General features: G+C 51.3%; 19 protein-coding genes and 1 pseudogene. 14 read left to right on the top strand and 6 right to left on the bottom strand.

Annotation, left to right across the window (positions count from 1 at the left end; translation table 11 throughout):
* The first annotated feature begins 34 nt into the window (after nt 1-34).
* From pgeF to PQG83_RS17705, 6 genes are all read left to right on the top strand, one after another.
* Nucleotides 35-751 carry a peptidoglycan editing factor PgeF gene (pgeF, locus tag PQG83_RS17680; protein WP_312743928.1) on the top strand — a complete coding sequence of 239 codons (717 nt, stop codon included), beginning with the start codon at nt 35-37 and terminating at the stop codon, nt 749-751.
* 742 nt (nt 752-1,493) lie between these two features.
* Complete coding sequence (locus tag PQG83_RS17685) at nt 1,494-2,243, top strand: YggS family pyridoxal phosphate-dependent enzyme (RefSeq protein ID WP_312743930.1); 750 nt, start codon at nt 1,494-1,496, stop codon at nt 2,241-2,243.
* Nucleotides 2,244-2,299: 56 nt separating this feature from the next.
* The gene (locus PQG83_RS17690; protein WP_312743932.1) at nt 2,300-2,515 is read left to right on the top strand and encodes a hypothetical protein; all 216 of its coding nucleotides are present in this window, start codon (nt 2,300-2,302) and stop codon (nt 2,513-2,515) included.
* Between the two features lie 9 nt (nt 2,516-2,524).
* Complete coding sequence (locus PQG83_RS17695; RefSeq protein WP_312646157.1) at nt 2,525-2,824, top strand: YggT family protein; 300 nt, start codon at nt 2,525-2,527, stop codon at nt 2,822-2,824.
* Nucleotides 2,825-2,847: 23 nt separating this feature from the next.
* Nucleotides 2,848-3,366: a DivIVA domain-containing protein gene (locus tag PQG83_RS17700; RefSeq protein WP_312646158.1), complete on the top strand. Its 519-nt coding sequence runs from the start codon at nt 2,848-2,850 to the stop codon at nt 3,364-3,366.
* A gap of 42 nt (nt 3,367-3,408) precedes the next feature.
* Nucleotides 3,409-4,494, top strand: coding sequence for a serine hydrolase domain-containing protein (locus tag PQG83_RS17705; protein WP_312743936.1), 1,086 nt, complete (start codon nt 3,409-3,411; stop codon nt 4,492-4,494).
* A 395-nt stretch (nt 4,495-4,889) separates the two neighbouring features.
* Here the strand turns inward: PQG83_RS17705 and PQG83_RS17710 are convergent, their stop codons facing one another.
* Together PQG83_RS17710 and PQG83_RS17715 are read right to left on the bottom strand one after the other, a co-directional pair.
* Nucleotides 4,890-5,477 carry a hypothetical protein gene (locus PQG83_RS17710; protein ID WP_312743939.1) on the bottom strand — a complete coding sequence of 196 codons (588 nt, stop codon included), beginning with the start codon at nt 5,475-5,477 and terminating at the stop codon, nt 4,890-4,892.
* A gap of 593 nt (nt 5,478-6,070) precedes the next feature.
* Nucleotides 6,071-6,994 carry a hypothetical protein gene (locus PQG83_RS17715; protein ID WP_312743942.1) on the bottom strand — a complete coding sequence of 308 codons (924 nt, stop codon included), beginning with the start codon at nt 6,992-6,994 and terminating at the stop codon, nt 6,071-6,073.
* A gap of 1,088 nt (nt 6,995-8,082) precedes the next feature.
* Between PQG83_RS17715 and PQG83_RS21075 the strand changes: the two are divergent.
* The 5 genes and pseudogenes from PQG83_RS21075 to PQG83_RS17735 form a co-directional block, all read left to right on the top strand.
* Nucleotides 8,083-8,184 (top strand): annotated as a pseudogene (locus tag PQG83_RS21075) (steroid delta-isomerase); the annotation flags it as partial.
* A gap of 83 nt (nt 8,185-8,267) precedes the next feature.
* Nucleotides 8,268-9,074 (top strand): class I SAM-dependent methyltransferase, encoded by an 807-nt coding sequence (locus tag PQG83_RS17720; protein WP_312743945.1) that lies wholly within the window; start codon nt 8,268-8,270, stop codon nt 9,072-9,074.
* Nucleotides 9,075-9,131: 57 nt separating this feature from the next.
* Entirely contained in the window at nt 9,132-9,818 is a 687-nt protein-coding gene (locus PQG83_RS17725) for a DNA-3-methyladenine glycosylase family protein (RefSeq protein WP_312743948.1), read from the top strand.
* Between the two features lie 66 nt (nt 9,819-9,884).
* A complete protein-coding gene (locus PQG83_RS17730) occupies nt 9,885-10,247 on the top strand; it encodes a nuclear transport factor 2 family protein (protein ID WP_312743951.1) in 363 nt (120 codons plus the stop codon).
* Between the two features lie 283 nt (nt 10,248-10,530).
* Nucleotides 10,531-11,001, top strand: a complete 471-nt coding sequence (locus PQG83_RS17735) for a hypothetical protein (protein ID WP_312743954.1) — start codon at nt 10,531-10,533, stop codon at nt 10,999-11,001.
* 64 nt (nt 11,002-11,065) lie between these two features.
* On the opposite strand, the gene PQG83_RS17740 is transcribed toward PQG83_RS17735, so the two are convergent.
* Nucleotides 11,066-12,223 carry an LbtU family siderophore porin gene (locus PQG83_RS17740; RefSeq protein WP_312743957.1) on the bottom strand — a complete coding sequence of 386 codons (1,158 nt, stop codon included), beginning with the start codon at nt 12,221-12,223 and terminating at the stop codon, nt 11,066-11,068.
* A gap of 273 nt (nt 12,224-12,496) precedes the next feature.
* On the opposite strand from PQG83_RS17740, the gene PQG83_RS17745 reads away from it, so the two are divergent.
* The 3 genes from PQG83_RS17745 (at nt 12,497) to PQG83_RS17755 (ending at nt 17,027) form a co-directional block, all read left to right on the top strand.
* A complete protein-coding gene (locus PQG83_RS17745; protein WP_312743959.1) occupies nt 12,497-13,177 on the top strand; it encodes a response regulator in 681 nt (226 codons plus the stop codon).
* The gene (locus PQG83_RS17750) at nt 13,170-14,573 is read left to right on the top strand and encodes a HAMP domain-containing sensor histidine kinase (protein ID WP_312743962.1); all 1,404 of its coding nucleotides are present in this window, start codon (nt 13,170-13,172) and stop codon (nt 14,571-14,573) included. The genes PQG83_RS17745 and PQG83_RS17750 overlap by 8 nt, the downstream gene beginning before the upstream one ends.
* A gap of 1,635 nt (nt 14,574-16,208) precedes the next feature.
* Nucleotides 16,209-17,027, top strand: coding sequence for a hypothetical protein (locus PQG83_RS17755; RefSeq protein WP_312743964.1), 819 nt, complete (start codon nt 16,209-16,211; stop codon nt 17,025-17,027).
* Nucleotides 17,028-17,383: 356 nt separating this feature from the next.
* On the opposite strand, the gene PQG83_RS17760 is transcribed toward PQG83_RS17755, so the two are convergent.
* Genes PQG83_RS17760 through PQG83_RS17770 form a run of 3 tightly spaced genes read right to left on the bottom strand, consistent with a single transcriptional unit; the run spans nt 17,384 to nt 23,042 of the window.
* Complete coding sequence (locus PQG83_RS17760) at nt 17,384-20,518, bottom strand: efflux RND transporter permease subunit (protein WP_312743965.1); 3,135 nt, start codon at nt 20,516-20,518, stop codon at nt 17,384-17,386.
* Nucleotides 20,515-21,732 (bottom strand): efflux RND transporter periplasmic adaptor subunit, encoded by a 1,218-nt coding sequence (locus PQG83_RS17765; RefSeq protein ID WP_312743966.1) that lies wholly within the window; start codon nt 21,730-21,732, stop codon nt 20,515-20,517. The genes PQG83_RS17760 and PQG83_RS17765 overlap by 4 nt, the downstream gene beginning before the upstream one ends.
* Nucleotides 21,729-23,042 carry a TolC family protein gene (locus PQG83_RS17770; protein WP_312743967.1) on the bottom strand — a complete coding sequence of 438 codons (1,314 nt, stop codon included), beginning with the start codon at nt 23,040-23,042 and terminating at the stop codon, nt 21,729-21,731. The genes PQG83_RS17765 and PQG83_RS17770 overlap by 4 nt, the downstream gene beginning before the upstream one ends.
* Nucleotides 23,043-23,311: the final 269 nt, after the last annotated feature.

Genomic DNA, 23,311 nt, shown 5'->3' on the forward strand with positions numbered 1-23,311 from the left:
TGTGGAGAAACCTTCCTTCCCAAAGGGGTCAGGAGTGTCTGATGACGGATTGACGAGTGATCTGATCCCCGTGCGGCATTTCTTCGGGACCCGGAGTACGCCGGTAGGGTTAGCCACCCATATACAACTTGGGCACATTGCGAGCGGGCCGCGGGATTTTCCTGCTGTCGTCGCGCTCAAGCAAATCCATAGTACCCGGGTGGTCGTCATCCACACCCATAGGGGGCTAGGGACATTAGAGCAGACCGAGGGGGACGCGTTGGTCACCAATCAACCTGAGACCCTGGTGGTCGTGCGTACGGCGGATTGTGTCCCGGTGCTGCTCATCGAGAAGGCCAGGGGAGTGATTGGTGCCATTCATGCCGGATGGCGCGGCGCCGTGGGCGGCATCGTGGCAGAAACCATCCGGTCGTGCGTGAATGAATTCGGGGCAAAGCCGGAGCACATGCATCTGGCAATCGGTCCCTCTATCGGACCGTGTTGTTACGAAGTCGATGAACAGGTCATCAACCCGTTGAGAAGCCGGTATCCAGTATGGCCCGGGGTGCTTCAAGAAACCAACGAAGGCAAAGGGGTGTTAGACCTCAAACAACTGATCTACCACCAGATCCGCGCCGGTGGCGTTCCTGACTCTCAGATTGGACGGGTGGACCATTGCACACATTGTCGGGACGATCTCTTTTATTCCTACAGGCGGGAGGGAAAGGTCAATGGGACCATGTATAGTGGAATTATCCTGCCTGCTGCCTAAGGATTGATCTCGCTTGCCGGGAGTGGCAAGGTTTTATGCGATGTAGGGACGCATCGCTGACCCATCTTAAGCGATTCGCCCCATCTTGCGGTTCCAAGAAAAGGTGCTGGTAGAAGAAGGTATGGCATTGGTGCCCCCAATTCTTGTGTCAACGTGATGTTCTTTGTTGCCGGGTTTCGCCCCGGCAGGCGAGAACTTGCATGGCCCGTCCCAAAGGAGACGCAACCTTTGTGTGGACGACAATCCCTAAAAGCCAGTGATGCCCCGTCTGGCCCCATGTGAGAAGAAAGATGCTCGCCTGCAAGATGGGCTAATTCACTCCGCTTAGACAAGGCCCGCCAGGAAATGAGAACGGCCATCCTTTGAGCCGGACGGCAGGCCTCGGACTATGGCGACGAACCTTCAAGGGAGTGTTGAATAATAAAGATTTTTCAAGGGAAAATTTGCCCAGGATTAGATTACTCATGAACGGCTCCGGGTCGGTTCAAAAAAGTCGGTCCAGTCCTGTCCTGAGCTCGAAGGAAAGGCCGCAGCCGTTTTTACGCGCGGAGCGTACGCTTAGTACGTGAGCACGGAAAAATGGCCAGAACGGCGCCGCTTGCGGCTTTTTTCAGCAGACCCATCTAGAGACTCACAGGAAAGTGCGAGGAGCCAGATATTCGGTTTGATGCGTGTACATACTCCCTGCCCGTGACTCAAGCGGCAATCCCGTTTACAATAGAATTCATATGAAAAGTCTTCGGTGTTCTTGTTGAAGGATGACCACGTTTCCAACTCCATTACCCATAGGATTCAAATCATCCAGGAGAACATCCGGGAGGCCGCCATTCGTGTCGGGCGGGATCCTTCCGGTATTCGGTTGCTGGCAGCGACCAAAACCGTCCCTGCCGTCGATTTAGAAGAAGCCTATAGGGCGGGCGTGCGAATATTTGGAGAAAACCGGCTTCAGGAGGCTCAGGAAAAGCGACAGGTTCTGGGGCCACGAGAAGCCTTAGTCTGGCATTTCATTGGTCGGATGCAACGTCGGAAACTCAAAGATCTTGTCGGGAATTTTTCGTTGCTGCATTCCGTGGAAAGTCTGGAGCAGGCCGAAAATATTAATGCCGTGGCCGGGAAAATTGGGATTCAACAAGCCGTGTTACTCGAAGTAAATGTCGGGGGGGAAGCCAGCAAGGGAGGATTTACCTCACAGGAGGTGGAAGCCAGGATAGAGGAGCTAGACCGGCTCCCTCACCTCGAGATCCAGGGGCTCATGACGCTTCCGCCGTGGAAGGAAAATCCTGAAGACGTTCGTCCCTATTTTACGCAAGTCAGTCGATTGCGAAATGGGCTGGCTCGACAGACATGGCGTCGTGTGCGGATGACCGACTTATCCATGGGCATGTCTCATGACTATGAGATCGCGATAGAAGAAGGGGCGACGATGGTTCGGATCGGCACAGCTATTTTTGGAAGTCGAGGAACAGCCGTCAGTCCTGGCACCGTGGGATAACCCGCCCGATATCGATCACGCTGTTGAATATGTGAAAAAAATTTCAGTTTGTCAGCATGAAGGTAATCGGGAGCATACGAAAAAAGAGTGTTCAAGAAGGCACGGCCAGCAAAGCCCGGACATTGGACGGGCACGGATCGTATGAGGGAGTACGTGAGTCCGGCCAAGTGACGACCTGCCTGCGCGAAGCCGATCCGGCGAAGGCAGGGAACGCCGCTGGCGATACCTTCGGCCAGATTCAGGCCATGATTTTTCATCACTCTTATCTGTAAAGGAGGATCATGTTTATTGCGGGTAACGTTCTACAGGCGATTGCGACCATCCTGGATACGATTTTATGGATCTATATGTGGGTTATCATTATTCGAGCCTTGATATCCTGGGTGAACCCTGATCCCTGGAATCCTATTGTTCAATTTTTAGAAAGAATGACGGAGCCGGTCCTTTCTCAAATCCGGCGTCGGGTTGGCATGCTTGGACTGGGAATTGATTTATCTCCGATCATTGCTATCCTTATTATTATGTTTTTCCAGATTGCCGTGGTAGCATCCTTGAAGGATCTCGCGCTCAGAATGCACTAGCCGGTGAGGGGAAAGGAGTCGTCATGAAAATTACACCGTTGGACATTCAGCATAAAGTCTTTGATACCCAATGGCGAGGGTATCACAAGACGCAGGTGGACCAATTTTTGGAAGAAATCGCCGAGTCGGTTGAGGAGCTTACCAAGGACAACCTGGTGCTCAAAGAGAAATTGTCCGGGAAAGATGATGAAGTGGGGCAACTCAAACGAGCGGAAACCACGTTGACCAGTACGCTCATTTCAACCCAATCTTTTGTCGACCAACTCAAGCATGGGGCCCAACGGGATGCGGATCTTTTAGTGAAAGAGGCAGAGTTGAAAGCCGAAGAAATTCTGGCGCAAAGTCGGGCCGAACTCGCCGAAATGCGCCGAATGATCTCGACACTCAAACAGCAACGGGCGCTGGTGTTGGATCGCTTACGGTTGACGTTGAGTTCCTTCCATCGGTTAGTAGAAATTGAAGAGCGACCGGACGATGCGTTTGAAGGGGAAGGCGAGCCGGAAATGAGTGCTGAGCGAGCCTCCCATCGGGAAGCCGGCTAGACGTTTCGACCTCCTCAGTACATTGTGGATCAGACCGATCCTATGGTGCGTCTCCTCCTTGAAGGAATTCATGCGCAGGTGTTTCCTGGTGCGGTCTTGTTCGTTCGGCACCAGGGCTATCTCCGGATGCATCATGCTGTGGGTCTTACCTCCGGACTTCCGGATGCCTATCCTGTCCAGCTTCAGACCATCTACGACCTCGCTTCCCTCACTAAGCCTCTGGCAACCGCATCGGCTATTCTGCTCCTGGTGCAGGATGGGCATCTGGATCTATCAACGCCTATCGGGACGTGGCTCCCTGAGACTAAAAATTTTCCATTAGGCCGGGCGCGTCTCAAGGACGTGCTCTCTCATCAAAGCGGCCTTCCAGCCTGGCGTCCGTTTTACCGGTCTTTCCCTCCTGCTCTCCTCTCAGATGTCCCATCCCGTCAGGAACGAGCCACGGCATTTCTGGAGTTAATCCTCAAGGAACCGATTGAAGCAGGGACACACCCTAAAAGCCTCTACAGTGATTTGGGCTATATGGTGCTTGGGTTTATCGTGGAGCGGATCACGAATCAATCATTGTCTGATTTTTGTCAGAGTCGGATCTTTGGTCCCTTACATGCGTGCCCTCTTGGCTATCGAAGGACGAACGTGGCGGCAATATTGGACTCATCGATTGGTGGATGCGCACCCACTGAACAGGATCCATGGCGTGGGCGACTTTTGCAGGGGGAGGTGCATGATGAAAACGCGTTCGCGCTGGGAGGCATTGCCGGGCACGCCGGACTGTTTGGAACTGCCGAAGCCGTAGGACAGATTACCCAAGCCTGGCTGAAAAGTTATAAAGGACACTCCGGTGTATTTGATTCTCACCTGGTGAAAGAGTTTGTGGCGGCACAGTCCGGAACCAGTTGGGCCTTAGGCTGGGATACGCCCTCCCAACCCTCCTCCTCGGGTCAGTGGTTTTCGCCTGAATCGTTCGGCCACTTGGGATTTACCGGCACGAGTATCTGGATCGACCCGACTCGTGACCTGGAAGTTATTTTTCTTTCCAACCGAGTCCATCCAACCCGGGATAATCAAGCCATCAAAACCTTTCGCCCCAAATTGCATGATGCGATTATTCAGGAATTGGGGGCATGATCTCGCCTGGTATTGATGCTCGATGTTGTTCAGGCTACAGCAATTCCAGTAAATAAATTTCGATGTATTCGGGCACAACATTCTACTATCTGGAATGATTGGCAGTTTTGAGCATTGCCGGGTTTCGTCCCGGCAGCCGAGCCACTTTTGTTTCGGCAAAAGTAGCCAAAACCAGTGACGCCCTGCCTGGTCAGATCGGATAGGGCGGACGCGGGTCTTCGGAGGGCGGGCTAACTCGCTCTGCTCAAACAAAGCCCGCCGGGGAATGAGAGCGTCCGCCCCAGGGCCAGTCAGCAGGCGTCAGGGAAAAGGAAGTGGAGAGTCCCAGGGAATGAAGAGTTCTCGCTGGTCTTTCAGAGAGATGGCTGCCGATGGCGATCCCATTGGTACCCCTTTTATTCGAACGTGATTGTCATGAGTAAATCGCCGGGTAGCTCCTCACCTCGAAAAGCCTTTTCATTGATTGCTTGAATTTCAAGTGGAGGTACCTTACACGAACCATCCTGCCACAAGCGCTTCGCAATGGGTGACCCAACCGCGGCGACCACACTGTCAAAAACAAAATAGTTACGAACTTCGATATTGGCTTCCATGACGGCCTTCAGGCCTTCGGCAATGACAGCCACGGAATCGCCGAAGGTGTGCCGGTTGTCAGGCTCATATCCGCAGTGGTGCGCCTCAAAGAGCCAGTCATGGACAATATATGCAGGTGCATAACCCCAAGGGGAATAGCCTTCAATGCCCCACAAGAATCTGGGGATCGAGCCGCCGTCTGTGTACATCGGGCCCGGTCGGATTGACTGACCGTTTGCCCGGATCAGCATAAAGGGATTGTCTTTGCTAGGGAGAAATAAAAAGTAGTCGTTCTTGACCCATCGGACATCGAGCGCACCAGCAAACTTACTCTCTTGAGTCTCGCGGTATGTTTGACTGGCACAGCCGGAGATCACGATGGTGATGAGAAAGAGGATTCCTAAACGCATGCGAATCTCCTTGGCAAACCGTTGTGCGGCCTACCTAATGAATAGGAGGATCAGAATAAGCTGAGGATCTTTGATTTTCTGTTCGTATGAAACTTTTTTTCGAGCGTTGCCGGGTTTCGGCCCGACAGCCGAGCCACTTTTGTTTCGGCAAAAGTAGCCAAAACCCATGACGCCCTGCCTGGCCGCATCGGATAGGGCGGACGCGAGCTTTTGGAGGGCGGGCTAACTCGCTCCGCTCAAACAAAGCCCGCCAGGGGATAAGAGCGTCCGTCCTTGGCCAGTCAGCACGCGTCAGTGAAAAGGAAGTGGATACTTTGGGCAAGGTGTCCTTAGTCCTTTTATTCTCCCGAGATAACCAAGCGATTGAAACCCACTGTCACAACTCCACAATGAGATCTTCCAGGAAATTCTTAAATACAGTTCGGTTGGCGTCTTTAGGTAATTTAAATTCCTCATCCAATTCTGAAGTTGCCTGAATTGTCACCTGCTTGGGTATGCGGTGAGCTTGGAGGGTCCTTGGTACTTGTAGGTCAAACTCCTAAGAAAAGAAAAATTTCACTATGCCTTTTGTCCTTCCATGGAGTAAACGCCTCCTAACCTCTGAGGCGGGTCAGTAGTTGTGCTTGTGAGGCAAGAACATCAGCCAAAGAGAGCCCGAGAATCTGCGCGACGATTATCGTCGTGACCCGCACAAAAAGTTCAGCATCATGAATTGAAGCTTCATCAACAATACGACCTGCATGGACCAAATCATTTCGTATTTTCACGAAATTTTTGATACCCTTTCTATCCTTCATGTTAACCCGATCCATTATTTGATATTGGGTGAGAATGAACGAGATCTTTTCAAATGCAGGCAGCTTGATTATTTGCCCATCCGACAACCAAGATTGATTATGAAGTGTGAAAAGGATTTCCCATATGGTCCAGCATGTAATGAACGAGGTTTCAATGATTTGCCTCTTGCAGGCAGAATTAAATAGAAGCAAGAAACGCCCCTGTCCATATTCCTTTTGCCATGACTCAGTAAGCATCTTGTTATATACGTGCTCGATATTTTTTTGGAATCCAACGTTGCATTGGTTGCCGTGTTCATCTTCACCCTTTTCATATCTAATAGCGCTTGCAAGCCCGAAGGGACGTTGACGAGAATCAGCTGTTATAACTCCCTTACCTTTTTCTATCGGCTGGGGCTCAGCAAAAACATCCCGGTGTGTGAAAATTGATAAAAGGAGCAATATGTCATTTAATGCCGTTGCCTTTTTGTTTCCCCACTCAATAACTGGCTTCATTTCTTTTGACGGCAAATCGAGGTGCGCTGTAATAGCATGTGTCCCTGTGTTTATGGGCTGGCTAAATTCCCTATTGAAGGTAAGGAGGTGTTGTAAGGCCTGAACTCTTTCCTTATATTCATCAACCCTACTGAAAACATATCCATAAATCGTTAGCTGCTGGCACCTTTGTGGAAAAACCAAATTATAGACCCATCTTGCACCTTTATTAGTTCCTTTTTTCATAATATAAATCGTCGTACCTCAAAAATTGCCAGATGTAAAAAGCAGAGCGAGGAACAGAAAGTCATTTTTGCTATCCGGTTGCATTTGCTTTGTTAGCTATTTGCAGACTTTGTATTGTAAATGATATTCTCATCGGTGATAGCATTCGAATTAATTTCATTAAGGGTAAGGTACCCATAAAAACCCCCATTTTCATCAACTATAACAGGAGGATTTGAACCAATAGCATTGCATGGACTGTCAGATGAGAAATCCGACCCATACTTTCCTATGTCATTAAAAATGCTAGTTGATGAAATATAAGAACCATATTTCCCGATGTCATTATGAACTGAATCAGATACTACATCAGAACAATTGAGACATCCCAATAAACATCATGATTGTTCCCGCCAAAAATCAACAGCTTCTTCTCAGCTAATGCCATAGTTGGCAATGCCAGTATTAACCAAACAAGAAATTTGATCGTTCCCATTATTCCCCCTCTTACTACCAAACAGGGAGTCATAAGCGGCTGCGACACGGGATTGGGGCCCACCAAACTATTCAAGATTATTCTCAAACGTATTTTCCATCCGCATCGTTGATTCTTAGTCAACTGCAGAAATATGTCAACTTACTGGATGTCTTTGGCTGGTCTTTTTGTCCAGACCTCTGGGTCATGAAGAATTGAGGTATCCGTGAAAGGGAGATCGGCGTCTCTTTTATTAGAGACCCTGAAAGGTTCGTCTTCCATCATGGTCGACGCCTGCCGGCTGGCTGGCCTTGTTTGAGCCTTGCGAGTCGTGCCACCCTCCGAAAGCTCGCGTCCGCCCTATTCAATTTGGCCAGACGGGGCGTCAATGGTTTTGGGGCCTTTTGCCGAAACAAAAGGCCCTCGTCTGCCGGGGCGAAACCCGGCACCACAGACAATCACGTTAATACGAAAGTTGGGAAAATTAGTGCAATGCGTTTCTCCCCTCAAGGTGTTTTTTACTGGAAACCCCCAAGGTAGATTGCCGAGACACATCGTAAAGCTATAGGGCCAGAACCATATACTCTGTATGATCCCCAAAGTAATTCGTCTCACGTTTTCCAGAGTGGTTTTGTTACGCGGGTGCGGATTTTTTCAGGTGGTAGATGATAAGATTGCCTTCCAACGCGGGTATTGGGACAAGCTGTCATTTCTGCGATTACATAGCTTGCCCATTCCTGACCAGCAATACATGGCAGATATATGTCAGGCTCACGGCGGGGCAAACGAGTCGCCAAACGACATGAACGGAGGTGCTGAATGCCAGACTTCAGTGAGCTAAAGAAGAAACATCGAGCCACCTGGGCAGCCGGTGACTACAATCAGATCGCCCAAGGGATCCAAGCAGTGGCTGACCATGTCGTGCGCAGCGGGCGCATCCGAGCCGGCGAACTCGTGCTCGACGTGGCCTGCGGAACCGGAAATACGGCACTCATGGCACGCGCGCGAAACGCGGCGGTCACGGGACTGGATCTTACTCCGGAACTCCTCGATTTTGCGAAGAAGCGTGCCGCGGAAGAGGGATACGTCGACATCACCTGGAAGGCAGGAGACGCGGAAGATCTGCCATTTCCTGACGGTATCTTTGATGTCGTCGTCTCGTCCTGCGGGCTGATGTTCGCGCCTGATCAACAGAAGGTGGCCAGCGAGGTCGCACGGGTGACAAAGCGTGGTGGACGTATCGCGATTCAGGCCTGGACGCGGGAGAGCGGAGTCGGGCGCATGTTCACCGTCACAGGGAAGTATGTCCCTCCACCGGCTGACGTTCCGAGTCCGTTCCTGTGGGGCGACGAAGAGCAGGTGAGGAAGTGGTTCGGTTCGTCGTTCCGGGACTACCGCTTCGAACGGTACGACTGCCCGGAATATGCGGACACTCCCGAACAAATCGCCGATCTGTTCATCGACCGGTACGGACCCACTCACCGGGCCTATCATGCACTGCCTGCCGAAAAAGCGGCTCTCTTCCGCAAAGAACTGATCGATCTTTACCGTGGTTACGTGACGCCTGCCGACGGCAAGGTGCGTTGGGGCCGTGAGTACCTCCTGACCCTTGGGACGCGTGCATGAGTGAAAAGAGATCATCCTCGGTGTCTTCTGCGACACGCACTGAAACAAGAGTCATAGATGCCAATGCCATTGCCTGCCAGGGCACGCCGAAGCCTGACCCCCGCCTCACTTCGCCAAGGGGCACGGGCACTGGCGGATGTGGATTCTGATCTGGGTGCTGTCCTGGATCGCTTGGGGGAGCCTCCGATGTGGGGGCGGGAACCAGGATTCCCTGCTCTCATTCAGATTATCCTCGAGCAGCAGGTGTCGCTGGCGGCCGCCCGCACGATGTACCGGCGGCTTTCCAGCCATCTGGGTGGGATGACTCCGGAAGCGGTCTATGCCATTGAATTGAACGGGTTGAGGGATGTCGGACTGACGAGGCAGAAGGCCGGCTATTGTTTTGGTCTGGCGGAGCGCATACTCGACGGTAGTCTTGATCTTAGTTCGGTGGCCAACGGTCCGGATGATCGGGGGCGTCAGATCTTATTGGCGGTTCCCGGGCTCGGGGCCTGGAGCGTGGACATCTATTACCTTATGGCACTTGGACGTCCCGATGTCTGGCCTCAAGGGGATTTGGCCCTGGCCGTCGCGCTCCGTGAAGTGAAACGCCTTACTGACCTCCCGACGAAAAATGAGCAGAAACTCTTGGCCAGACATTGGGTGCCGTGGCGATCGGTTGCAGCGCGAATCTTGTGGGCGCATTACCTTGCTGCGCGAGGTCAGTACCTGCCGGAAAACAATGGGATGCGTATGTTGGGCTAGTGCATAACCATTCCTTCACGCCGACGCCGTAGCACGGATCGGCTTTATCCAGGAGTGCGAGCGAAAATGAAACCAGGGGGATTAGTTCGATCATGGGTGGAGGCATTTAATCGTGCCGATGCGGAGGCGCTTGCCGGCTTGTACGCGGATGACGCGGTGAATCATCAGGTGGCGAATGAGCCCGTCGTGGGTCGAGCGGCCATTCACAGGATGTTCGAGGAGGAATTTGCCAAGGCAGAGATGTGCTGCATCGTTGAACGCATATTTGAAATCGACGACTGGGCCATTCTTGAGTGGCGGGACCCGCTTGGGTTGCGGGGGTGCGGATTTTTTCAGGTGCTGGATGATAAGATTGTCTTCCAACGAGGATATTGGGACAAGCTGTCATTTCTGCGACTACATGGTTTGCCCATTCCTGACAGGCTATGAACAGCAGAATCCTGCCCTTTCGCATATCGTTGTATGGAACGTCTTGCCGTGCACTATACCCGTGATACCGGTGTTATGCGTCCCGCTTTGCAGAAGCTATCCTCTCTCAATTATGCCAGAGCATGCGAAGGGAAATTGATGTTCGTAGGTCCTGAGGTGTGGATTCCGATGCCACAGAGACATTTGCTGCTGGTGGACCGGACAGATAGACTCATAAGGAACCCAATAATCAATAGGTAGGCAGCTGGATATTCCTTCAGCTTAAAATCAGGAGGCACACTGCATGCGCAAGAGAGTGATCGGCCAGGTTCAGGAGGGAAGCGAACCGCCAGGGGAGTGGCTGAATGTTGAGGAGCTTGCTGAGGTGGAAATAACTTCGGAGGACGCCGCTTTTCCAATTGAGGCAGCGTTGGTGCCCGGTGGGACTTCGGGGTGGCGTGCCGCAGGGCCGGGCAAGCAGACGATCCGGCTTCTCTTTGCCACTCCGCAACCGCTCCGGAGGATCTGGCTGAATTTTCTGGAAACCCGCACCGGGCGGACGCAAGAGTATGTGTTGCGGTGGTCGTCTGATGGCGGGCAGTCGTTCCGGGAAATCGTGCGCCAGCAGTGGAATTTCAGTCCCGACGGCGCAACAAGCCAGACGGAAGACCATCACGTCGACCTTTCTGCGGTCACTGTGCTCGAGTTGAGCATCATACCGGACATCAGTGGGGGAAATGCGCTCGCTTCCTTGGCGCAGTTGCGGTTGGCCTAACCCTTATACGTGCCATGACCTTCGTGAGTGTATGCGCGTATCCGAAGGACGGGATCCATAAATGTTAAAATAGAAAGGTGGCGGCAATGGCAATGAGATCGTAGCTGGTTTGTACATTGTCGTTGTCATCGAGGGAAAAATTATTTTTAAATGTCCCTCGTAAATATTCAAAAGATAGGCTCAGGTTATCAAGGGGCCGTAAGCTTGTCCCGATGCCATAGATCTCTTGAGGTTCGTCTTCCAATTCGGTGCTATGTTCGTACCGGAGTGCAAACTGTATCCATGGGAATTGTGAGGGATAGTACGCGAGTTCAAGGTTGTAGGTCAGGGGTTTGTCGGCATTCTGGTCAAATTCCTTAATCGCCTCCGTGGCATGCACGATCTCTCCCGTAAACTCAAAAGGAGGCAAGGCTATGAGGCCATGGGCCGTCCATCCCGGGACATGTTGTTGAAAGGTATTGTTGAAGTCAAGAAAGAAGTCTGCATCGCCTTCTCCAAGATCCGAAATATATCCGCCACCAATTCGAATCGATTCGTCTTCATTCACAAACTCGGCGGCCAGCCCCCAATCAAATTGGTGCCTGCCAGAGTGCCCCTTTTTATCCACCTTGCCATAAAAGGTATAGGCGGATAGTTCCAACGCGTCCCACAGGGTATAGTCCACGATCAGGCCGGGTCCTCGTGTTTGAGCGAATTCCACTAATGGTCCCGTGACAAAGTGAGAATAAAATTCTCCGAACGGCAAGTATAACAAGCCCACTTTTGCCCCAAAGTCATCAAGGTCCACTCCGATGAGTCCTTCATCAACTTCCTGATAGTGCTCGCTACCATTGTCCTCTATTGCGAACAGCAGTTCAGCTTCCAGCCACTCAATTGACGTGATTTCGAACCCGAGTTCGATGGCCAACTCGGTATCCGGATTGTCGACCGTCTTGATCCCATTTTTGAAATTATTGGTCTGCCATTCCTTTTCAATGTCCACCACCGCACCAAATTTAAGCCAGGGCGTGAGTTGTGTTCCAGCGGCCGCCTCTCTTCGCTCTTCCGGGCTTCGGTAAATTCTCACTGTGGATGGGGGTCTTTTTAATTTGTCCTTGGAAGAGTCTTCCCCGTTTGACGATTTTTCCGGGATTGAAGGTTCTTCCTGAGCAGTGGCAAGGTTGGGGAGCACAAGACACATGAGCAGGGCCCAGCCTAAGAAACCGACTCTCAGAATTGTCATGTGAGATGGTCCCATAAGCGGCGGTTGGCGGGAGTACATCAAATTTTTCAAATGGACTATGGCAAGACACCGGGAAACTATTCAACGGCCTGAGTGCGAATTCACCATATGGTAATGTGGCAACCTGGACCTTTTTGGATACAATGAGTTCTTCTGTAGGAGCGAATGAGGGTCGCTGCAGGTTTTGAGAGGTTGGATGAATCTTGACTTGTTCCAATCCGGTTCAGGCAAGATACATTCGAAAAGATTGTGTATTGTCCGGAGGTCTCCGGTATGAGAATTCTTCTCATTGAAGATGATCAGATTATTGCGGACTTTATTCAGAAGGGTCTGAGGGAGGCGGGCTTTGCCATTGACCATTTTGCTGATGGGTTGATTGGACTTCATGCCGCCCTGACGCAGGAATACGATGTGGGAATCCTTGATCTCATGTTACCCGGATTGGATGGCCTGTCCATTCTTGATCGCTTACGCCAGGAGCGGAAGAATCTCCCCATCATTATCTTGAGTGCTAAGCGAACGGTTGATGACCGTATTACTGGGCTGAGGCATGGGGGAGATGATTATCTCGTCAAACCCTTTTCATTTAGCGAATTGCAGGCACGAGTGGAGTCTTTGCTTCGAAGATCGCAGCATGTCATTGAACCCACAAGTCTTTCTTTTCATGATCTCACGTTGGACCTGTTAGCGCGAACCGTCGTTCGTTCGGGAAAGAAAATTGATCTCCAACCCAAGGAATTCGCCTTACTGGAATATATGATTCGTAACGCAGGCCATGTGGTGTCCAAAACCATGATTATGGAGCGTGTGTGGGATTACAACTTTGATCCCGGTACCAATGTTGTGGAAGCCCGTATCAGCAAGCTTCGTGAAAAAGTGGACAGGGATTTTGAGTTTCCCCTTATTCACACCGTTCGGGGTCTGGGATATGTCGTAAAGAAAAACAATGATTAAGCTTCCCAATACCCTGAGTTTTCGTCTGACCTTCTGGTACGCCTCGACCTTCCTGGTCTGTCTGGTGGGGGCTGTTTTGGCTTTATACGTCTACCTAGACACTATTTTTAATCATCGCATGGATGAAGACTTAAAGGAAGATATCGCGGAATTTGCGGAGTTTTTGGATGAAGGGGGATTGGAAAAAGTTATCGCGGAAATAATACGGGAAATCAATTCAAGTGATGAAACCGAGGTTTTTTTACGGGTATTGGACCAGAAGGGAAAGGTCGTGTTTAGTACCGATGTTTCGGAGTGGGAAGACCTCGACGCCAAAACGGCCTCAACTTTCCAAAACAATATGACCCCAACCACTCCGGTGTTGAAAACCGTAGAATTCCCTCACCATGATTATCCCGTCAGGATGGTGTTGAGCCAAATTGGTCAGGATATGGTGTTGCTGATCGGTGAAACGCTAGAGAAAAAAGAAGAAATTATGGAGCTGTTGTTTAAGGTCTTTGCCGGGATGGTTTTTCTGGGCATTCCCTTATCGTGCGGGGTGGGGTGGATGATTGCCAGGAAAGCGGTCAGTGGAATAGAGGAGGTGAGCCGCGCGGCCAAGGATATCGAGCGAGGCAATCTGGATCGCCAGGTGACCGTCAGGGCGGGGGAGGAGGAAATTCAAACGCTGATGGATACCTTTAACGCCATGGCGGCACGCATTCGAGGCCTCATCCGTGAAATGCGGGAAATGACAGACAATATTGCCCATGATTTGCGTAGTCCTCTGGCACGCATTCGAGCCATGTCCGAGGGGGCGCTCGCCGAAACCAATTCGGCTATGAACGATAGGGGGCTGGCCACCGAAACCATGAGAGAATGCGATCGTCTCATGCATCTCATTAACACCACTCTGGATATGGCTGAAGTCGACGCCGGAGTTATCAATGGGTCGAAAGAACCGGTTGACCTTTCGAAACTGTTGACCGATCTCTGTGAACTATTCGAGGCCGTGGCCGAAGAAAAACACATCACCTTTAAGGTATCTATCGATCCGAATTGCCGAATTTACGGGATCAAGCACCATCTTCAGCGGATGGTGGCCAATCTGTTGGATAATGCCATGAAATATACCCAATCCGGCGGGCAGGTCAGTATTGAGTTAAGCCGATCTCCACATAACTGTCGTCTCACGATTACGGATACGGGTGTTGGCATTCCGCTATCCGATCAACCCCGCGTATTTGACCGGTTCTTCCGATGTGAGCACAGCCGCTCGCAAGAGGGTTGTGGCTTGGGATTAAGTTTTGCCCGTTCCGTGGCACGAGCGCATGGTGGCGATATCACCGTCACAAGTGAATCCTCCCAAGGCAGTAGCTTTACCAGTATCTTCTCCATTGTCACTTCTGCATCCTGAGTTCTTGTCTTTCGCCTGTCTTACCAGTTGGTAATCCTGCGGCCAGGTTCTCGTGAACCTCTCCAAGTACGGTCCTGAGTATATCGGGACGTATGGCATACACAATCATGCGCAAGAAAGGAGCACTGCTGCCAAACGGTTCATCGAACACTTCGTCCGTCGTGGTCAATGCTATGTACGGAAAGGGTTGACGCGTGTAGAAACTGGTCGCCAAGACCCCATGATGCTGAACGTGTCAGAGCGTTACCACAGTTTTTTAGCAAGGAAGAATTTCCATGAAGACCGCACCCCTACTCTGGCTTACGGTATTTGTTGCGTTGTTCGGATCAGGGTCTTGCCAGAATTCAGAGGCTTTCCGTTGAGTATGAAAGGGAGATGGTGGATGTCACTACACGCGTGATTGAGGAATATTAAACCGCTGACGGAGAATGTAAAAAGCTATCCCGGAATTTGGGAATGTGAAGGGACACAAGATGTGTATTAATTTGGTGAAGATGTAACGATAGCCGATGGTACTCATCCCGGACAATGGCGTGTCGGGGAAGACGATGCCTTACCGGGAATTATTTTTCCCGGAGGTGCCTGCCTGCTAGGAGCCAAATACTATAAGGAGCTCGCTCCCAACGCCGAAGCTCTTGATCGGGCCGATCATGTGGAAATGGGGTCTGAAATTACTGTCCCCGCCGGGACGTTCGAGAACTGCGTGAAAATCGATGAAACCACACCTTTGGATAAAAATGAACTTTCGGAGAAATGGTATTGCCAGGGTGTGGGACTCGTGTTGGACGGCGACCTGGCCCTCCGAAGAATTGATGGACCCTAATTTTAACTCAGGCCAAAGAGTTCCAATGTGAAGTGCTTTAAAACAGACGAGTGGGAATTAAACGGCCATTGAGAATTGCTGTGTGTGGAAAACCGTGCCTTCTGAGTCGGTGGCCATGTGGTTCTGGGGCTCCATTGTCAAAGCAACGGGAGCCTCATCTAGCGGGGGACTCAAGGGGGGAACGAGGGTCGATTGAAAAAATTGACCTTTAGCGGGGATCCTCTACTCCTGGGGGATCCCTGCTTCCCGCTGGCTGGTTGTGTACCTCATGATTCGCAATCAGTTGAATTTCACACCTAATCATTCGGCCGGATCCATTTAAGGAAAATGATTCCTTTAAAACTAAAATGAACCATTGTGACAACTGCCCCTCACGAGAGGGGTCGTGCTTGCGATGCAGTTTTGCCCGATCAGTGGCATGGACGCATAGCTGGTATGTTAACAGGATGAGTAAATCTTCCAAGACACAACATCTTCACTCGTGTCTTTCCCGTCGGATCTCCGCACCCTAACTCCTTTTTCTCTTCCCCTTCCTTACCAGTTGGTAATTCTGCGGCCATGTTCTTGCGAGCTTATCGTTGTAACTTCCTGAGGAGAACGGGACACATGGTGCATGGGCTTTTCACCGGATGAGCACAATTAAGTATGACCAAGAAAGGAGGCATGTTGTGAAACAGGTCACCTGCTCAGCACGGTTCAGCGAACAATGCCATGAATGGCATGGCATAGGTAAGACATGCACTATGGGAAGTTCTGTTAAGCAGTTGGGTAAAGAATTTTTATCACCACATATTTCAAAAGGAGAAATTTCAATGAAAAGTGTATTCCAAAAAATTACTGTTATGTCGTTGGCGGCCTTTGGCCTCACATTGCTGAGTTCTGTCCCTGATGTGTGGGCGGATGATGATGAGATTCCTTTTTCGGAAGCGCACATCTTCTTCGAACTTAATAACACCGACGGAGATTTGGGTATTCATGCGCTTATCGACGGCGACGCCTGGAAAAAGCTCGAAATCGAAGATCCGAATGAACGAAAAATGCTAAACGTCAGAGTCAGCGGGCGCCTGGGTCGCCAGGGATTGACAGAGTTTTTCTTTGAAAGTGCCGAACCAACGTTTGATGAGCTTTCGCCTCAACGGTTTTTTCGCCGGTTTCCTGCGGGAACGTATGAGATAGAGGGGGAAGCGCTTGACGGAAATGAGTTGGAGAGTGAAGTTCAGCTCTCCCATGTCATGCCGGCTCCACCTCAACCGTATGTGAATGGGCTGCCGATGGCCCAGCAATGTGACGAGGAGGATCCGGGGTACGACGTGACGGTAACCAGCGTCCCGGTCACCATCTCCTGGGATCCCGTCATGACATCACACCCAGACGCCAATGGGGGCGGAGCCGGCGTCCAGCCTCCCGTGGCTGTCGCCATTCACAATTATGAGGTCGTCCTAGAGATAGATGTGGACGTGATGGGAGAGGAATTCACCTCTAAGACGAGCATTATCCTCCCCCCTGGGATAACAGAAGTGACGGTTCCCGCGGAGTTTCTGGCGCAGGGCGAAGAGTTCAAGTATGAAGTGCTCGCCAGAGAGGCCAATTATAATCAGACGGCCGTAGAGAGCTGCTTTGTTCTGGAATAGCAGTCATTGCTGAACTGACGCAAGCGGGATTTCTGGACTCCACGCCCGAGTGGCGTGGAGTCCAATTCCGCCGGCCTCAGCATGCTACCGGATGATTGTTCGGGGTTCCCCATTCTTTTTATGCTCTTCAATTCTATCCGCTTTCCTAAGGTGATCTCACAACTTCCCCTCATGGCCAATGAGTTAGCTGGCGTCATTAGCCATACCGGTAAGGGAAGAAATTTTTCGATACGTAAAAATTTACCGGCAGTTCCTGGAAGTTTTTTCATAGAGTCCCCTTTAGAAAAGGGGAGTCCCAAATTTTTCGGAAAGTTTGTCAAATCGAGTAGGGGTTGGAAAACAGGCTGTGCGAAGTGTTACGGATGCTCACGGCTAGGTGTAGTGATCTGGTTGATAAGTTCCTGTTCTTCGGAATCGGGTTGAGGTCGGGATCGCTTCGTTGAGTACTGACTGCTCATTTGGTACAGGATGGGAACAACGAATAAAATGAGGAAGGTGGCGGTTAACATGCCCCCCACAACCACGCGGGCCAAGGGTTTTTGAGCCTCGGAACCGATACCACTTGCGAGCGCGGCGGGAACTAGTCCCAGCGCGGCACCCAGAGTGGCCATTAACACCGGTCGCATCTGCAACTCCGCTCCTGAAAGGATGGCCTCCTTGAGAGGGATGCCGTTTTGTTCCAACTCCCGGATACTGGAGACGATTAGGACGCCTCCAAGAATGGCGATCCCCAATGTGGAAATGAATCCTACGGCCGCGGAAATGCTAAAGGGGGTATGGGTCAGGACCAGAGAGAGTACCCCTCCGATCATGGCAAAGGGAACCGTGGCGAGCACGATAAAGGCGTACCGGAAGGAACCAAACGTGAGGTACAGCAAAAAGAGAATCAGGATCATGGTAAGGGGTACGACAATCATCAGGCGTTGTTGTTCTTTGACCAATTGGTCATATTGCCCCGCCCATTCGAGATGATACCCTTCTGGGAGTGTGATCCGGTCTTCGAGGTGTCCTTGGGCTTCTTGAATCGTACTCACCAGATCCCGGTCACGGATGCTGAACATAATAGGGATATATCGCTCGTGATTTTCTCGATAAATCATAAAGGCACCGGTTTGCCGAACAATCGTGGCTAATTGTTTAAGGGGAATGCCGACTCCTTCGGGAGAACTGACCTGGATCTGCCCAATCGTGGTTTCGTCTTGTCGATATTGGGGAAGGAACCGAACTACTAATTCAAATCGCCGGTCCCCTTCGATCACTTCCGTGACGGCTTCCCCCCCGATGGCGGCCTGAACCATCGCATTCACATCGCCGACTTGTATGCCGTAACGGGCGCAGGCTTGCCGGTCAACTTGAATCAGGAGGTTGGGTTGTCCCATGGTCCGGTTGATGCTGAGTTCCTTCACTCCGCGGATGTTTTTGAGTTCACCCTCTACTTTTTCCGCAAGGGATTGAAGTTCTGTGAGGTTGTGCCCGTAGAGTTTAATGGAATTTTCGCTCTTCACGCCCGACATGGCTTCTTCCACACTGTCTTGGATGAGTTGTGAGAAGTTGACCTTGAGGCCGGGGATCGTTTCAAGGCGTCCCTCAATTTCTTCGATCAGACCTTCTTTAGTCAGCTCTGGGCGCCATTCAGCCCGGGGTTTGAGATTGACGTAATATTCCACATTAAAAAAACTTTCGGGGTCTGTTCCATCATCCGGGCGTCCGAGCTGTGAGACTGCAGTGGCTACTTCGGGGGATTCCATAAACATTTTCCGCATGCGGCTGGCCAAGGCTGCGGCATCGTCAAACCGGATATCGATCGGCATGCGAATCCGCACCCAGAGATTCCCTTCCTCTAACGCCGGCATGAATTCTCCACCCATGAAGTTGAGTGCTAATACGGTCACGGCCAATAGCATTCCCACCGCGCTTAGCACCTGTTTCTGATGATAAAGTCCCCAGCGAAGAGCCCCCATATAGGTTTGCCTGAGCATGGAAACCAGTTGGGGTTCCTGTTCCCGCATGGGTCCATTGAGCAGGAAGGAACACATGGCCGGGGCAAGGGTGCAGGCCAGCAGCAGGGAGCCGGCCAGGGCCAGGCCATAGGTAATGGACATGGGCGCAAAAATTTTCCCCGGGACCCCTGTCATGGTGAAAAGGGGAATGAACGCCACCACGATAATCACCGTCGAAAATAAGATCGGTCGTCCTACATGTCGGGCGGCCCTCGCAATGAGCTGAGGAGGGGTGACCCCGGGTTTGGCATGGTGGCATAGATAAAAGAAAATGCTTTCGACCATGACCAGGGGGGCATCGACGATAATCCCGAAATCAATCGCACCCAGAGAAATGAGATTAGCGGATTGTCCCATGATGACCATGGCGGAAAAGGTGAACAGCAGAGCAAGTGGAATGGTACAGGCGACGATCAGGGCGGTCCGGAAATGTCCCAGGAAAAACAGGAGAACGATGAGCACCAGTACCATGCCGTTGATTAATATGTGCACGACCGTCTCAATGACGGTGTTGATCATGGTGGTCCGGTCATAAATGGTTTTAATTTGGACCCCTGCGGGGAGTTTTTTTTGGTTTAAGTCCTGTACCTTTTGATTGACGCGTGCCAGGGTGGGCAGAGCCTGTGTGTCCCGTTGCAGAAGAATCACCCCTTCCAGAGTGTCCTCCACCTCGTTAATGCCGACTTGTCCCAAACGGATCGCAGTACCAATGGATACTTTCCCGAGATTTTCAATAAAGATGGGAGTGCCATCTTTGACCGCCACGACGACCTTGGCTATGTCGTCCAAGCTGTCGATAAATCCCACTCCCCTGACATTGTAACTTTGGGGTCCTAAGGCCAAATAACTGCCGCCGACATTGGCATTGCTATTGGCGAGGGCGGCTTTGATCTGAGCAAGAGTGACTCCATAGGTGAGCAGGGCGCCGGGATCCAGGTCCACGTGATATTCTTTTGTGGTCCCTCCAAACGCTGTCACATCAATGATGCCCGGTACTTGTTTAAATTCACGCCGGACCTGCCAGTCCTGGATGGTTTTGAGGTCGGTGAGAGAATAGCCGTCTCCCACTAATTCGTATCGATAAATTTCTGCGATGGCCCACCAGGGAGAGAGTTCCGGTTTGACGCCATCGGGCAAATCAACGGTGTGGAGCCGATTCAGCACTTCCTGGCGGACGGCATACCAATTGGTGCCAAATTCAAAATAGACCTTGAGTTCACTTAATCCAAAAAGAGACAAGGAACGTACATTGGTAAGGCCGGGAATGCCCTGGAGAGCGGTTTCAATGGGAATGGTGATGATTCGCTCCATTTCTTCGGCGGACCATCCCGATTTCTGAGAAATGACTTCGACAAAGGGCGGCGAGGGATCCGGGTAGGCGACCACGTCAAGAATATGAAAGGCATAGAGGCCTCCAAAAAGCAGGAAGACCCCGAATGTGCAGACCAGAGCACGTTGGACGAGTGACAGCTCGACAAGTCTGCCGATCATGATTTCGGGGGAGAAGTGGGGGCAAGATGTTCCGAGGACAATCCCTCGTCCTCGACATTCATGTCCTGGCCTTTGAGGAGCACGACCCCTTTTACGACGATTGTTTCGCCTGCCTCGAGACCGTGGAGGACGGGCATGTGGCCGGAGGAGGGGAGTCCGGTTTTGACCGGACGTTTCATATAATGATTTTCGCCATCCGCGACATAGACATACATCTTGCCGTCAATTTCCACTACGGCTTCTTGAGGAATAAGAGGGTAGGGGAGGCTCTCGCTCAGTTTGACATTCAAACGGGAAAACATCCCCGGCTTGAGTTTGCGACCGCTATTGTCCACGACCGCGCGGAGTTTAATGGTCCGGGTTGTTTGATCCACGACATCCCCGATGGCTGAGATGGTGGCTGGAAATGCTGTTTCGGGATAGGCTTCGACGGTTACCGTCGCTCGTTGTTTGATTTGCACAAGTCCCAGATCTCGTTCGTAGACGTCTGCAATGACTTGCACGGTGCTTAAGTCCGCTACCGTAAAGAGTACTTGATTGGGATCCCCGCTGACCGATTGGCCCGGCGTCACGGCCCGATCCACAATGGTGCCGGAAAGGGGACTTCGTATTTGATAGGTTGACGTAATCGTTTGGTCGGCTATGGGTTTATCGAGTTCCTCCTTGGAAACTTGAAAGGCCAGGAGCTTTTCCCGGGCTCTCCGGAATTCCGCTTTGGCTTTCACGAAATCGTTTTCGGCCTGCTTTAAATCTTTTTGAGGGAGCGCTTTGATCTCATACAGGTCTTTGGCCAGACTGTAAGACCGTTGGGCGTAAGATAGGTCAGAATGTTCTTTGATGAATTCCGAATACGCCGAAGCAATCTCTGGACTTTCAATGGTGACCAGGAGATCTCCCGCTTTCACGAAATCTCCCAATTGTCCATGTATTTTTTGTACCCGACCGACCAGGGCTGAAGAGACTTTTGAATATCGATCCTCCCCATAGGACACTTTTCCTGCTAAGGATAAGACGGGGTGGGAGGGCCCAACGGTCACTTTGGCTGTGACAATTTGTGTCCCCGCTGATGTAAGGGAGCGGTGTGCCTTGTCGCTTCTCGCAGGGGCCAGGTCCGTCGTCGCTGAGGTTTCTGATGGGCTTTCCTGGGTGCAGGCGAACCCGCTGAGAATCATCATAAAAAGAACGCACGGGTATAAACGAGGTCCGGGTGTCATAAAATATCCTGGCCGGCCGCTCGTTCTAAGAGGAATAGGTTGCGTTGGTAATCAAAGAGGGCTTCCAAATAGTTTTGAAGAATGGTCTGTGAGGTGCGGGCGGCATCGAGCAAATCTATGAGCGTGACCCCACCCTTTTGATAGGCTTTCTCAAGAATGGAGAATGTGGTTTGGGCATCGTCCAGCACTCCTGCTTGATAGGCCTCCACCAAACGTTGAGATTGGATTAAATTCCGGTAATTCACTTCAATCTCATTTTGTACTTCCAAGGTTGTCTTGTGAAGATCGACTTGCGCGACTTGAATGGCGATTTCGGCCTGAGCAATGCCTCCCTGATTGCGGTCAAAGACCGGGAGCGGCACTTCCAGGTTGAGGCTATACAATTGTTGGTTGCTCCCGCCTTGCGGCCCCTGCATGGTGAATGCGCCTCCGACAATGGGATCGGGAATCCTGAGTGATTTGGCTAATTTTAAATTGGTTTGTTGCTGGGAGAGGACGAACCGTCTGGCTTGAAGGTCCGGACGTTTGTTCAACGCTTCCGTCCGAAGTCTTTCCATGTCAGGTGCGACCCGTTTATAAATGAGGTCGGAGGTTAACACCAGATCCATTGTGGGCGGGAAGGCCAGGAGTAGTCGGAGGTCGGCGAGTGCGGTTTGGACTTCCTGCGTAAATTTGATGACCTGTGCTCCGAAATCTACTGCCTGGAGGCGCAGACGAATGAGATCTACTTCGGCAATGAAGCCTTTTTTAAAGCGTAATTCCCCTATGGCTAGGATCCGCTGAAACCGCTCCTGATTATCTTTCGCAAGATCAAGACGCCGGGAGGCCAATTGGACCTGGTAATAGGTGTCTTTCAGGGTGAGCGTCAGTTGACGAATGGCATCCGTGAATGTCGCCTCAGAAGCCTGAATGCCATAGCCCGCGCTTTCCATCCGATAGCCCCGTTTCCCGGCAAGTAAAAACATCTGTTCGAGCTGTGGAGTGATATAGCGAGTGCCTGCAAAGGTTTGCTTACTGGTAAATGCGGCTCCTCCATAAAGTAAAAAAGTCGGGTTGGGAAAAAGTTTCGCCGTGATGGCGATTCCCTTGGCATTATCGATCCCATATTTCGTCATTAATAGATCAAGATTTTTTTCCAAGAACAAGGATAAAGAATCGTTCAAGCTCAAGGTCACCGTGGTGGATGCTGTGCCTGGTGGCTGCTTTAAAGCTTTGGTTGAATCCGGTTGCGCCCATGCGGTTTCGAGTAGACCCCCCCCCATGACCACCGTAAGAAACAGGCAGTGGATGAAACGTATGAGGAATGTCATGTTGGTGGCTAGAAATGATAATCCGTTGACGCGTGGATCACCATGAAGGGGAGGAGAGTGGAGAACAAAAGCTAACCAATGGCAACCTTCCTTTTCCGTATATCGAGACCTGGGAATCGGAGGTAAAAGAAAAAATCCCTGGTTAAAAGGGAGTGTACCATATCGCCCTAGAAACCCTGAGAGCAAGTTGATAATTTTACCACCCTCGGGAAATCTGGGGAAGATAAGTCGCACACGTTCCCTCTCCTATTTTTGGAAATAGCTTCGGT

Origin of the sequence: Candidatus Nitrospira neomarina, assembly GCF_032051675.1 — a bacterium.
GTDB lineage: Bacteria > Nitrospirota > Nitrospiria > Nitrospirales > UBA8639 > Nitrospira_E > Nitrospira_E neomarina.

Coding starts and splice junctions, on each gene's coding strand:
- PQG83_RS17690 (WP_312743932.1), top strand. CDS start 2,300: ATGAAGGTAATCGGGAGCATACGAAAAAAGAGTGTTCAAGAAGGCACG.
- PQG83_RS17695 (WP_312646157.1), top strand. CDS start 2,525: ATGTTTATTGCGGGTAACGTTCTACAGGCGATTGCGACCATCCTGGAT.
- PQG83_RS17700 (WP_312646158.1), top strand. CDS start 2,848: ATGAAAATTACACCGTTGGACATTCAGCATAAAGTCTTTGATACCCAA.
- PQG83_RS17705 (WP_312743936.1), top strand. CDS start 3,409: ATGGTGCGTCTCCTCCTTGAAGGAATTCATGCGCAGGTGTTTCCTGGT.
- PQG83_RS17710 (WP_312743939.1), bottom strand. CDS start 5,477: ATGCGTTTAGGAATCCTCTTTCTCATCACCATCGTGATCTCCGGCTGT.
- PQG83_RS17715 (WP_312743942.1), bottom strand. CDS start 6,994: ATGAAAAAAGGAACTAATAAAGGTGCAAGATGGGTCTATAATTTGGTT.
- PQG83_RS17720 (WP_312743945.1), top strand. CDS start 8,268: ATGCCAGACTTCAGTGAGCTAAAGAAGAAACATCGAGCCACCTGGGCA.
- PQG83_RS17725 (WP_312743948.1), top strand. CDS start 9,132: ATGCCAATGCCATTGCCTGCCAGGGCACGCCGAAGCCTGACCCCCGCC.
- PQG83_RS17730 (WP_312743951.1), top strand. CDS start 9,885: ATGAAACCAGGGGGATTAGTTCGATCATGGGTGGAGGCATTTAATCGT.
- PQG83_RS17735 (WP_312743954.1), top strand. CDS start 10,531: ATGCGCAAGAGAGTGATCGGCCAGGTTCAGGAGGGAAGCGAACCGCCA.
- PQG83_RS17740 (WP_312743957.1), bottom strand. CDS start 12,223: ATGACAATTCTGAGAGTCGGTTTCTTAGGCTGGGCCCTGCTCATGTGT.
- PQG83_RS17745 (WP_312743959.1), top strand. CDS start 12,497: ATGAGAATTCTTCTCATTGAAGATGATCAGATTATTGCGGACTTTATT.
- PQG83_RS17750 (WP_312743962.1), top strand. CDS start 13,170: ATGATTAAGCTTCCCAATACCCTGAGTTTTCGTCTGACCTTCTGGTAC.
- PQG83_RS17755 (WP_312743964.1), top strand. CDS start 16,209: ATGAAAAGTGTATTCCAAAAAATTACTGTTATGTCGTTGGCGGCCTTT.
- PQG83_RS17760 (WP_312743965.1), bottom strand. CDS start 20,518: ATGATCGGCAGACTTGTCGAGCTGTCACTCGTCCAACGTGCTCTGGTC.
- PQG83_RS17765 (WP_312743966.1), bottom strand. CDS start 21,732: ATGACACCCGGACCTCGTTTATACCCGTGCGTTCTTTTTATGATGATT.
- PQG83_RS17770 (WP_312743967.1), bottom strand. CDS start 23,042: ATGACATTCCTCATACGTTTCATCCACTGCCTGTTTCTTACGGTGGTC.